General features: G+C 56.6%; 10 protein-coding genes and 1 rRNA gene. 8 read left to right on the top strand and 3 right to left on the bottom strand.

Annotation, left to right across the window (positions count from 1 at the left end; all coding sequences use genetic code 11):
• Positions 1-199 precede the first annotated feature (199 nt).
• Together rrf and RTK01_RS13680 are read left to right on the top strand one after the other, a co-directional pair.
• A 5S ribosomal RNA gene (rrf, locus tag RTK01_RS13685) occupies positions 200-315 on the top strand.
• A 285-nt stretch (positions 316-600) separates the two neighbouring features.
• Positions 601-867, top strand: coding sequence for a hypothetical protein (locus RTK01_RS13680; RefSeq protein ID WP_294854799.1), 267 nt, complete (start codon positions 601-603; stop codon positions 865-867).
• A gap of 122 nt (positions 868-989) precedes the next feature.
• Here the strand turns inward: RTK01_RS13680 and RTK01_RS13675 are convergent, their stop codons facing one another.
• Positions 990-1454, bottom strand: coding sequence for a DUF1648 domain-containing protein (locus RTK01_RS13675; RefSeq protein WP_312281505.1), 465 nt, complete (start codon positions 1452-1454; stop codon positions 990-992).
• Positions 1455-1651: 197 nt separating this feature from the next.
• Here RTK01_RS13675 and RTK01_RS13670 point away from each other — a divergent pair, with 197 nt between their 5' ends.
• The 5 genes from RTK01_RS13670 to RTK01_RS13650 are packed head-to-tail and all read left to right on the top strand — an operon-like array spanning position 1652 to position 5868.
• Positions 1652-2425 carry a TIGR00282 family metallophosphoesterase gene (locus RTK01_RS13670; protein WP_312281504.1) on the top strand — a complete coding sequence of 258 codons (774 nt, stop codon included), beginning with the start codon at positions 1652-1654 and terminating at the stop codon, positions 2423-2425.
• A gap of 25 nt (positions 2426-2450) precedes the next feature.
• Positions 2451-2930 carry a YbaK/EbsC family protein gene (locus tag RTK01_RS13665; RefSeq protein ID WP_312281503.1) on the top strand — a complete coding sequence of 160 codons (480 nt, stop codon included), beginning with the start codon at positions 2451-2453 and terminating at the stop codon, positions 2928-2930.
• A gap of 5 nt (positions 2931-2935) precedes the next feature.
• The gene (locus RTK01_RS13660; RefSeq protein WP_312281502.1) at positions 2936-4030 is read left to right on the top strand and encodes a DNA repair exonuclease; all 1095 of its coding nucleotides are present in this window, start codon (positions 2936-2938) and stop codon (positions 4028-4030) included.
• A 25-nt stretch (positions 4031-4055) separates the two neighbouring features.
• Positions 4056-5057, top strand: a complete 1002-nt coding sequence (locus RTK01_RS13655; RefSeq protein ID WP_312281501.1) for an asparaginase — start codon at positions 4056-4058, stop codon at positions 5055-5057.
• Between the two features lies 1 nt (position 5058).
• The gene (locus RTK01_RS13650; RefSeq protein WP_312281500.1) at positions 5059-5868 is read left to right on the top strand and encodes a DNA glycosylase; all 810 of its coding nucleotides are present in this window, start codon (positions 5059-5061) and stop codon (positions 5866-5868) included.
• A 160-nt stretch (positions 5869-6028) separates the two neighbouring features.
• Here RTK01_RS13650 and RTK01_RS13645 read toward each other — a convergent pair whose 3' ends face one another.
• Positions 6029-8815: an ATP-binding protein gene (locus RTK01_RS13645; RefSeq protein WP_312281499.1), complete on the bottom strand. Its 2787-nt coding sequence runs from the start codon at positions 8813-8815 to the stop codon at positions 6029-6031.
• 212 nt (positions 8816-9027) lie between these two features.
• Positions 9028-10227 (bottom strand): acetate kinase, encoded by a 1200-nt coding sequence (locus tag RTK01_RS13640; protein ID WP_312281498.1) that lies wholly within the window; start codon positions 10225-10227, stop codon positions 9028-9030.
• Positions 10228-10403: 176 nt separating this feature from the next.
• Here RTK01_RS13640 and RTK01_RS13635 point away from each other — a divergent pair.
• Positions 10404-10591 (top strand): nucleotidyltransferase family protein (locus RTK01_RS13635; protein ID WP_312281497.1); only part of this gene is annotated, 188 nt, incomplete at its 3' end.

Genomic DNA, 10591 nt, shown 5'->3' with positions numbered 1-10591 from the left:
CCCGCAGGCCATTTATAATGTAGCTTGTTCTCCGGTCAACCGGATAACATATAGGGATTTGCGGCAGGTTTGCTGTGTCCCCATCCCCTACGCATCTCCATCGCGGCGAACGTTGTTCGGCGCGAAGAGGAGGAGCAACAGAGCGATGTGAGCTTTGGCCGAAGGCCTAAGCAAACAGAGTGCAGTTTGCTCCGACGAAGTTGGTGCTGATTAGAGCGAGGGTCCACCCGTTCCCATTCCGAACACGGTAGTTAAGCTCGCTTCTGCCCACAATACTTGGCTGGCAACGGCCCGGGAAGACAGGTAGCGCCAACACAGAGCGGACAGTCAAATGACTGTCCGCTCTGTCTTTTTATCTTTCCGTTTCAAGTGTTCTTTCGCTTTTGTCTTGTTACCTGTGTAAATGAAAAATTGATTTTGCAAACCACTTCGGAAGAAAATCGACCGGATGATTGGTTCCGCCGACAGCTATTGAAGCGTATGATTTAGAGAGAGCGGCAAATACTCCTTGTTGCATGCACTTGCGTTTACGCGCTTATCGTGCTAAAATACTAAAAAGCTATAAACCTCACAATATATTTAAGAATGGAGGCCGTGTTTATGGATCGTAAAACCACTGGAATTGTAGCATATCTGACTTGGGTCGGATTGCTGATTGCGTTAATTGTCGGAGATCGGGAGGGGGCAAAGTTTCACCTCAATCAGGCACTTGTAATCTGGCTGGCCGGATTGCTGAGTATCATCCCGATCATCGGGTGGATTTGGGGCATCTTTTGCTTTGTCTGCGCGGTAATTGGCTTTATCGGCGCCATTAACGGCGAGGAAAAGGAAGTTCCTCTGCTGGGCCAGTTTAAGCTGCTGAAATAAGGAAAAGGAGCCGTGCATTGCACGGCTCCTTTATTTTAAGTGTCGAAAAGACTTTACCGTGTCGGTGTGATTGCATGGGCGGGTCTTTTGTCGCTGGCTTCGGTGGATAGATATCTTTCACATTATCTGGCCCTCACTAATCTTATACTGAAGAAAATAATGGAGCCAAATACCAAGCACAGAAAAGCGGGAAGAAACCAGCCGGGAAGTGTATTGGACAGGGAGGAATCAATGATAAGAAAGGAGAAAACTGCTGAAATCAGCAGTTGCAATGTGTCAAGCATGGCTCTCAAGATTTTATATACCCGTTCTTTGTTTTCCGCAGTAACGTGAACGCCGGTGTTCCAAGCCGATGGAAACCGGGATATTGCCGCCATCCCTAGATATATGATCCAGCCAAGGGCCAAGAAGATGAGCAACTCGTATTTACTTCCCCATCTGTCTATGGTACCCGAAGCATTGTAGTGTGCGGGCACTTGATCGGGTATTTTACTCCAGTTCAGCATCAGATATATGGCGCTTCCCAACAGCAAAATGAGGGATATAAAGTTTACTGCGGCATGATAGCTGCTCCTTTTTAATTTCACGGAGGAGGCCTTCTTTCAACTTTTTGTATGATGGTATCATATCACAGTGCTGATTGCAACGAATCTTGGCAAAATCCGAGGCTGCATGAACAGCCGATACTTCACTGTGGCCAAGACAGGCGGCGCGGCCCCTTGCAATTCGTGTAGCTTTTGGATATAATAAAACGAATAAACTTCTTGAGGGAATTGGGTGCTATATGCTGTATCATGTTTTAGCCGTGGGCGATGTGGTGAGCGAGCCGGGGCTTGCTCATCTGGAAAAGACGCTGCGGCCCCTGAAAAAATTGAAGAACATCGCTTTCACCGTGGTGAACGGTGAAAATGCCGCCGCTGTGGGACTGACTCCGGAACAGGCGGAGCGCATTTACGACGCGGGGGCGGATGTCATTACGCTGGGCAACCACAGCTTTGACAAGCCCCAAATTGTGGATTTTTTGGACGAGCACTCCTATATGCTCCGCCCCGCCAACTACACCCACCGTGCGCCGGGCCGAGGCTGGGGGATTTATGATTTGAACGGTGTGCGCATCCGTGTGGTGAACCTGATCGGGCGGTGCAATCTGAATTGGGGGGCGGACAACCCCTTCACCGTTGTCGACCAGCTTTTGACTGGCGAAAAGACGGATTTTACTCTGGTGGATTTTCACGCCCAGGCCACCAGTGAGAAGCTGGCCATGGGTTACTTTCTGGACGGGCGAGTTTCCGCCCTTTGGGGGACTCACACCCACGTGCCTACCGCCGACGAGCGGGTATATCCCAATGGAACGGGCTATATCACGGATTTGGGCATGACCGGCGCGGTGGAATCCGTGCTGGGGGTGAAGCCGGAGCAGTCTGTAGAGATGTTTTTGGGGGGCCTGCCGGGCCGGTTCCGGGCGCCCGAGGGGCCGGTAAAGCTTCAGGGAGCCGTTTTTACGCTGGACAGCGCCACCGGCCTGTGCGTCGGGGTGGAACGGGTGGACATCCGATAATGATGAGATAGAGGGGAACAGATTCATGTCAATCGAAAAGGTACGAGCTTATTTTCAAACGCAGGGCATTGAAGACCGCATCCGGGAGTTCGACGTGTCCTCCGCCACCGTGGATCTGGCGGCCCAGGCCGTGGGTGTAGAGGGTGCACGGATTGCCAAAACCCTTAGCTTCAAGCTGGGGGACCGGGTGCTACTGGTGGTCTGCGCGGGAGACGCCAAGGTGGACAATAGGCGATATAAGGACCAGTTTGGAGGAAAAGCCTCCATGCTCAGCCACGACGAGGCCGCTACGCTGGTGGGTCATGCCGTGGGCGGAGTGTGCCCCTTTGCGGTGAAGGCGGGCGTGGAGATTTATCTGGACGCGTCCATGCGCCGATTCGACACGATTTTTCCGGCGGCGGGCAGCAGCAACAGCGCCGTGGAGATGACCTGTGATGAGCTGGAGAAATACTCCGGCGGGACATGGGTGGACGTGTGCAAGGCCTGGCGGCCCGACGAACAGTAAAGGCGATGCTTCGATTTATTCACGCGTCAGATTTTCATCTAGACAGCGCGTTTCACGCTCTGTCGCCCCAGCGGGCGGCGGAGCGGCGGCGGGAGAGCCGGGAGCTAGGCGCGCGGCTGGCGGAGGAAGCTCTTCGCCGGGGCGCGGATTTGATGCTTCTCTCTGGCGACCTTTTTGACGGGACGAGCAGCTTCCGCGAGACGCCGGAGGAGCTGGCCCGGGGCCTAAGCCGCGCCGGAATCAGCGTGTTCATCGCCCCCGGAAACCACGACTTTTACTCCGCCGACAGCCCCTATGCCACGGTTCAGTGGCCGGACAACGTGTACATATTCAAGTCCGGAGAAATAGAGAGCGTGGACCTGCCGGATTTGAACTGCACAGTCCACGGCGCGGCCTTTACCGCGCCGGAGCAGTCGGCGGGACTTTTGACTGGGTTTTCCGCGCCACAGGACGGACGGATTCACCTGATGGCGCTCCACGGAGATGTGGAGCCGTCAGCCCCGCGCTACAACCCCGTAACGAAAGCGGAGATTGCCGCCAGCGGCCTTGCCTATCTGGCGCTGGGACATGTTCACGCTGCCTCCGGCCCCCAAAAAAGCGGAAGGACCCTGTGGGCCTATCCCGGCTGTCCGGAGGGACGGGGCTTTGATGAGCTGGGAGACAAGGGTTTTTATTTCGGCACCGTGTCCGATGAGGGGGTGGTGACGCTGGAATTTATACCCTTTGCCCGCCACCGCTACGAGATTCTGACCGTGGACGTGACGGACCGGGACCCCCGGGAGGCGGTGGAAGCCACCCTGCCAAAGTGGACCACCTATGATTTATACCGTATCCTCTTTACCGGGGAGACGGATGAGCGGGGAATTGACCTGACGGCGCTGGAGACGGTGCTTTCCGGCCGGTTTTACGCGCTGGAACTGCGGGATGGAACCCGCGTCCGTCAAGACGTTTGGGCCAGGGCGGGAGAGGACTCCCTCCGGGGAGAATTTCTCCGCCGCCTGCGCCAGCAGTATGACGCGGGGGACGAGGAAGAGCGGGAGTGCGTCAGCCGCGCCGTGCGGTTCGGCCTTGCGGCACTGGATCACAGAGATATTTTATAAAGACATCGTATTTTAAGGACATAGAATGAAAAAGATTTTGATGATCGGCACGGGCGGCACCATTGCCTCACAGGTGACGGAAAAAGGGCTGGCCCCAGAGCTTACCAGCGCGCAGCTTTTGGCCCATATCCCCGCCATTTCCGGTATCTGCGAGGTGGAAAGCTTACAGCTTTTGAATCTGGACAGCACCAACATCGCGCCTCCCCACTGGCTGGAGATGGTGCGCTGCATCTGGGCGCACTATGAGGCTTACGACGGTTTTGTGCTCACCCACGGGACGGATACCATGGCCTATACAACAGCAGCGCTGAGCTATCTCATTCAGAAAAGCCCCAAGCCCATCGTTTTCACCGGAGCGCAAAAGCCCATCGGCTTCGATGTGACGGACTCGAAAATAAACCTCACGGATGCGTTCCGCACGGCGGCGTCTGATTTGCCGGGCGTATCTCTCGTATTTAACGGGAAGGTGATTTTGGGGACTCGGGCGCAAAAAATCCGCTCTAAAAGCTTCGAGGCCTTTTCCAGCATCAATTATCCGTTTCTCGGGGTCCTGCGGGACGGGGTGCTGCTGCGCTACCTCCATGAGGACTGCGCGGGCGGGCCGATATTTTATGATCAACTAAATACAAAGGTGGGGCTTTTGAAGCTGATTCCCGGCACGGAGCAGGCGTTGCTTGACTATCTGCTGGAGCGCTGCGACGCGCTGATGATCGAGTCCTTCGGCGTGGGCGGCCTGCCGGATTACGAGGGTTCGGATTTCTGTGACAGCGTCTGCCGTTGGACAGCGCGGGGAAAGCTGGTGGTGCTCACCACGCAGGTGCAGAACGAGGGCAGTGATCTTGGAATCTACCATGTGGGACATCGGCTCAAGGGCGTTCCCGGGGTGCTGGAGGCGTTTGACATGACCACCGAGGCAGTGACGGCCAAGCTGATGTGGATTCTGGGACAGACACGGGACATGGCGGAGATTCAGCGCTTGTTTTACACGCCCGTCGCCCACGATATTTTGTGGCCTGCGGAGTGCTGAGATGGTAGTTGTTTCAAAAGAAGAATTTGACATCGGAAAAATTGCGGATAGCGGCCAGTGCTTTCGGCTGAAACGGCTGGAAGAGGGCCGCTTTCGTGCCGTGGCAGGGAATCGTTGGACGGAGCTTCAGGAGCGGGCTGACACATGGGTGCTGGACTGTTCCGAGGAGGAGTTCGACGGCTTCTGGCGGGATTATTTCGACCTCAATACCGATTACGCGGCATTCCGTGCCGCCGTTCCGCAGAAAGACGCGTATCTCACGGCAGCGGCGGCCTTCGGGACTGGAATCCGCATTTTGAAGCAGGACTCTTGGGAGATGCTGATAACTTTTATTATCTCCCAGCGGAAGAACATCCCCGCCATTCGTGCCTGTGTGGAGACGCTGTGCCGCCGATATGGAGAAGACCTTGGCCCGGAGTACGGGTTTCCCAGTGCGGCGGCGTTGGCCGCGGCGGGGGAAGAGGGGCTGCGGGCCTGCGCGCTGGGCTATCGCGCGGGCTATGTTTTGGCCGCTGCGCGGATGGCGGAAAATGGAACGCTGAATCTTGCGGCGCTGATGGAGCTTGACGACGAGGCTTTGCCGGAGACGCTGATGACCGTTCCCGGCGTGGGCGTGAAGGTGGCGAGCTGCGTGGCGCTGTTCGGATATCACCGCATTGCCGCGTTTCCTCGGGACGTGTGGATTAACCGCGTGGTGCGGGAGCGCTACCGGGGCCGGTTCCCGCTGTACCGATATAAGGGCTTTGCCGGGGTGATGCAGCAATATCTCTTTTACTACGCCCGGTGCGGAGAGCCGTTCGCAGCGGGATAAAGAAGCCGGGCGGAAGGAGATGTCCTTCCGCCCGGTCTGTGTTTAACGTGGCTGCGGCCTTCACCCGAAAACAGGCGGCGGCTGATCATGCGCCCGGATTCCGGAAATTTGAATGAGTGACCGACCTGTATGAAGCCATAAATCCAGCTTTTGGCGGCCCTTATGATCTGCGCTTGCTTTTGCCGCCGCTGCGCAGGCAGATTTGCTCCGCCAGCGCGCGATACAGCTTCTCCGGCTCCACGGGCTTGTCCAGATGGTCGTCCATCCCTGCGGAGAGGCTGGCTTTTACGTCAAAGTCAAAAGCATTGGCGGTCATGGCGATGATGGGAACCGTTTTTGCGTCGCCCCTGCGGAGATTGCGGATGACCCGCGCGGCGCTCAGTCCGTCCATTACGGGCATCCGAATGTCCATCAAAATCGCATCGTAATAGTCCCAGCCCCGCCGTATGAACAGGTCCACGGCCTGCTGCCCGTTCTCCGCACATTCAACCAGTACGCCCGCCTTGCTTAATAGCTTTGTGGCAATAGTAGCGTTGAGCGGATGGTCCTCGCACAGCAAAACCCGCTTGCCCCGCAGCTCCAAAAAGGTGCTGGTTTCTCCGGGAGGCGGGGGCTGATAGTGCTCCAAAACCTCAATGGACAGCTCCACTGTGATGGATGTGCCCTCGCTCAGCTTGCTGCGGATAGAAACGGTTCCGCCCATCAGATGTACCAGATTTTGCACGATGGGCAGGCCCAGCCCGCTGCCGGCATAACGGTTGCTCTGGGAGTTTTGCTCTTGGGAGAACGGCTCGAAGGCATGCTGCTGGAATTCCTCGCTCATGCCCACGCCGTTGTCGCTGACGGTAATCCGGCTGAGGGAAATCCTGTGCTGCTGCTTCATACATTCAATGCGAAATTCCATTTTTCCATGCTCAGGGGTAAATTTTACGGCGTTGGATAAAAGATTTGTGAAAATCTGCCGCATTCTCACTCGGTCTGCCAAAATGTATTCGTTTTTGAAACCCACAAATTTGGTGGTAATCTGAATATCCTTTAACTGTGCGGACGGGTAAATCCCCGAGAGCGTGTGCTCAATCAGTTCAGAGGCCAGCACCGGCTCCCTGTGCAGCTCGATTTTCTGTCCCTCAATCCGGCTCATATCCAGCGTGTCGTTAATCAGGCTCAAAAGGTAGTTGCTGGAATCCCGGATGGCGGAGAGATTTGACTGCGCCTCCTGAGAAAGATCGGGAAGGTCCATGGTCAGCGCGGTCATTCCAAGAATGCCGTTCATGGGGGTGCGCATGTCGTGGCTCATGCGGGAGAGGAAATCGGTTTTCGCCGTGTTGGCGCTTTGAAGAGCCAAATTCTGTCGGCCGATCCGGCGGGTGAACACTGCCAGCACCGCCAGCGCCGCAAGCAGACCGGCAAGCGCGGCAAGCACAGACAGGGTTTGTGTCGGATGGCTGCGAATCAAGTCCAGCGGGTCGCCGTACTGCGGCCTGTCCGTCTGGGCGCGGATAATTAACTGGTCGATTTCGTCGGCGGAGACGGTGCCCAGCGTTTTGTTGAGAACGGAGCTGAGGACGGCGTTTCCCTGAGTGACGCCGAAGCAGACGCCTTGGCTGTAATTATCCGTGAAAACGGAAACCACGTTCCCGTAACGGTACACGCTGAGATAATACTCCGCGATGTAGTTGTTCAAAATGGTGACGTCCGCTTTGCCGGAGGAAACTGCCCGGATACAGGCGCCCCAGTCGTCAAAATAGAGGAGCTGTTCCGGCGAAAAATCCCGCAAAAGAAGCCGGGATGGAGAACCGGGACCGTCCACCACCGCCACCTTGCAGTCTGAAAGATTTACTTCAACGTCCTCTTGCTGAAGCCAACAGTAGTTGGCGGTAAAAAACGTGTCCGTGACACTGACGCCGTTTTCCGCCGCATGAAGAAGATTATTTGAGTAGCCCGGGAGAATCAGCGGTTCCTCTTGAGCGTCCGTCGTTGGAGTATCCCGGGAAACCGCCACGTACTCCACGCCAAGCTTCCTGCACAGCAGCTCCGCCAGTGCGGGGAAAAAGCCCTTATACACGCTGTCCTCCAGCCGGGAGAGATAGCCCTCCTCCTCGGCGAAGGCAAAGCGGAGACTGCCGACCCCCGCCACGTATTCCACCTCCGCACGGGTCAGTGGCACGCAGACACGCTCCGGAAACCATTTTTTATAAAGACTCGACAGGAAAAGCGGCTCATTTATCTCCAATCGGTCCATGGCGCTGTCCAGAAGAGCGCGCGCAGAATCGTCCTGCCGCATGAGAATATGGTTGGTGGTATTGTCGAACCGGGCAAGAATTTTCATGTCGTCCTTCAGGTCCATCACGTTGGAAATCACCGCGTCGGCCATGCCGGAATCCAGCATGGCGCGGGCTTCGCCGTAGTCGCCACAGACCAGAAGCTGATCCTCGCTGATGCCGAATTCCGAAAGTCGGGAGGCAATTACATCGCGGCTTAGAAGACTGTCGGAAACCGCCACCCGCAGGTCGCCAAAGGCGTCGTAATCGCAGTAGTACAGCCCTTGCTTGGAATTTAAGGTCATCAGTGCATGATAGGTGTTTAAAATCGCGTGGGAGCTCATCCCGGGTGTGGAAGAGGGAATCAGGGGCATGGACACAGGCATCCGGAGATCGGCCTTTCCCTCCGTCAGCATATCGCGGGTGCTGTCCCAGCTATCTGCCGCCACGTAGGTAAAGCTCACCCCGGCATACTGGGACAGCTTGTCCAAGAGCTCCACGCCGTAGCCCGTCTCATTCCCGCAGGCGTCGTATTCAAAAAAACCGTCCAGAGGATAAAAAGCCACCTTCAGCGCGGGGAGGTTGCTCCCGGCGTCTTCCGTGGCGAGACAGGGAAGGGACCATCCCGCACTCAGAAAAAGCGCACAAAGGGCAACCAGCGCCCCGCGAAGGAATCGGTTCTTCATACCCTCACTGCCTTTCAATCCGGTTGCGTCAAAAACGCGCGGCTGCGTCAAAAACTGTAAAATTTTACATTATTTTATCATATGCCACCGGCAGAAGCAATATATTTGGCAGATTCCGGCCGCATTCGTCCTAAAACGCGAAAAGCCGCCCGCCAAAGCCTGCAAGCAGGCCCGGCGGACGGCAAATGATTATACGAGGAAGGCAGCGAAGTTTATTTGCACAGTGCGGCGGTATCCCGGGCGATCATCAGTTCCTCGTCCGTGGGGATCAGCAGCACCTTTACACGGGAGTCGGCGGCAGAGATCACCTGCTCCTTACCACGGCACTTGTTGGCCTCGGCATCCATCTTCACACCCATGAACTCCAGATTGGAGCCAATTTCCAGCCTCTGCTCGGGGGAGTTTTCGCCCACACCGGCAGTGAACACGATGGCGTCCACCCCGCCCATGGCGGCGGCATATGCGCCGATGAGCTTCTTCACGCCGTAGTTGAACATGTCGATGGCAAGGGCCGCCTGCTGATTGCCCTTTTCCGCGGCCTCCTCCAAATCGCGGAAGTCGGAGGATACGCCGGACACGCCCATCACGCCGGACTTCTTGTTGAGGATGTCCAGCATTTCGTCGATGCTCAGCTTATACTTGTTCATCAGGTACTGAAGGATGCCTGCGTCAATGTCGCCGACCCGGGTGCCCATGGGCAGGCCCGCCACGGGGGTGAAGCCCATGGAGGTGTCCACGCTCTTCCCGCCGTCCACGGCGGTGACGGAGGAGCCGTTGCCAAGGTGGCAGGTGATGATTTTCAGCTCGGCGGCGGGCTTGTCCAGCATTTCCGCGGCGCGGGCGGACACATACATGTGGGAGGTTCCGTGGAACCCGTACCGCCGAACCTTGTCCGTTTTGTAATAGTCATAGGGGAGGGCATAGGTGAACGCCTTGGCGGGCATGGTCTGATGGAAAGCGGTATCGAACACGGCGGCCATGGGCACGCCGGGCATGGCCTTTTCGCAGGCGCGGATACCGGTGATGTTGGCGGGATTGTGGAGAGGGGCCAAGGGGATGCAGTCCTCCACGGCCTTCATGACCTCTTCGGTGATCACCACGGACTTGTTAAAAGCCTCGCCGCCGTGAACCACGCGATGGCCCACCGCCTGAATCTCCTGCATGGAGCTGATGACGCCGTTTTTCTCGTCCACCAGCGCGCCCAGCACGGCCGCAATGGCCTCGGAATGGGTGGGCATGGCCACGTCGACGGCCTTTAAGGTTTCCTTGCCCTCAATCTGGGGCTTATAGGTGAACTTTCCGTCGAGTCCGATACGCTCGCAAAGGCCCTTGGCCAGAACCACGCCGGTATCCGGGTCCATTAGCTGGTATTTCAGGGAAGAACTTCCTGCGTTAATCACGAGAACATTCATGGTAACTCCTCTTTCCGCGGGCAGCCCTTGCAGACAGCCCTAAAATCATGTAAAATAGGTTTGCCCTTTTTCATAAAATGGCACACTACCTCTTTAGTATAACAAAAAAATCTCAGGATACAACTGCCAATTTAACCGAATTGTCACTTATTTGTAACCGGTTCGAGGTGAAATCTGTGGAAACCGCTGGTATTATTGTAGAGTATAATCCGGTTCATTCCGGGCATGTCTGGCAGATTGCGCAAACCCGGCAGGCGCTGGGGGAGGATGCGGCGATTGTTTGCTGCATGAGCGGCTGCTGGGTGCAGAGCGCGGCGCCCGCCATTGCCGACAAATGGATGCGGGCGCGGCTGGCGGTGCTGGG

The organism is Oscillibacter sp. (assembly GCF_031978065.1).
In the GTDB taxonomy this organism is placed as follows: Bacteria; Bacillota; Clostridia; order Oscillospirales; family Oscillospiraceae; genus Oscillibacter.
The sequence above is the reverse complement of the archived record's forward strand: the minus strand, read 5'-3'. Positions and strand labels throughout refer to the sequence as shown.

What these genes read in the sequence shown, in the direction of transcription:
- RTK01_RS13640 (WP_312281498.1), bottom strand. Translation starts at nt 10,227, where the DNA reads ATGAATGTTCTCGTGATTAACGCAGGAAGTTCTTCCCTGAAATACCAG.
- RTK01_RS13665 (WP_312281503.1), top strand. Translation starts at nt 2,451, where the DNA reads ATGTCAATCGAAAAGGTACGAGCTTATTTTCAAACGCAGGGCATTGAA.
- RTK01_RS13670 (WP_312281504.1), top strand. Translation starts at nt 1,652, where the DNA reads ATGCTGTATCATGTTTTAGCCGTGGGCGATGTGGTGAGCGAGCCGGGG.
- RTK01_RS13680 (WP_294854799.1), top strand. Translation starts at nt 601, where the DNA reads ATGGATCGTAAAACCACTGGAATTGTAGCATATCTGACTTGGGTCGGA.
- RTK01_RS13645 (WP_312281499.1), bottom strand. Translation starts at nt 8,815, where the DNA reads ATGAAGAACCGATTCCTTCGCGGGGCGCTGGTTGCCCTTTGTGCGCTT.
- RTK01_RS13650 (WP_312281500.1), top strand. Translation starts at nt 5,059, where the DNA reads ATGGTAGTTGTTTCAAAAGAAGAATTTGACATCGGAAAAATTGCGGAT.
- RTK01_RS13655 (WP_312281501.1), top strand. Translation starts at nt 4,056, where the DNA reads ATGAAAAAGATTTTGATGATCGGCACGGGCGGCACCATTGCCTCACAG.
- RTK01_RS13660 (WP_312281502.1), top strand. Translation starts at nt 2,936, where the DNA reads ATGCTTCGATTTATTCACGCGTCAGATTTTCATCTAGACAGCGCGTTT.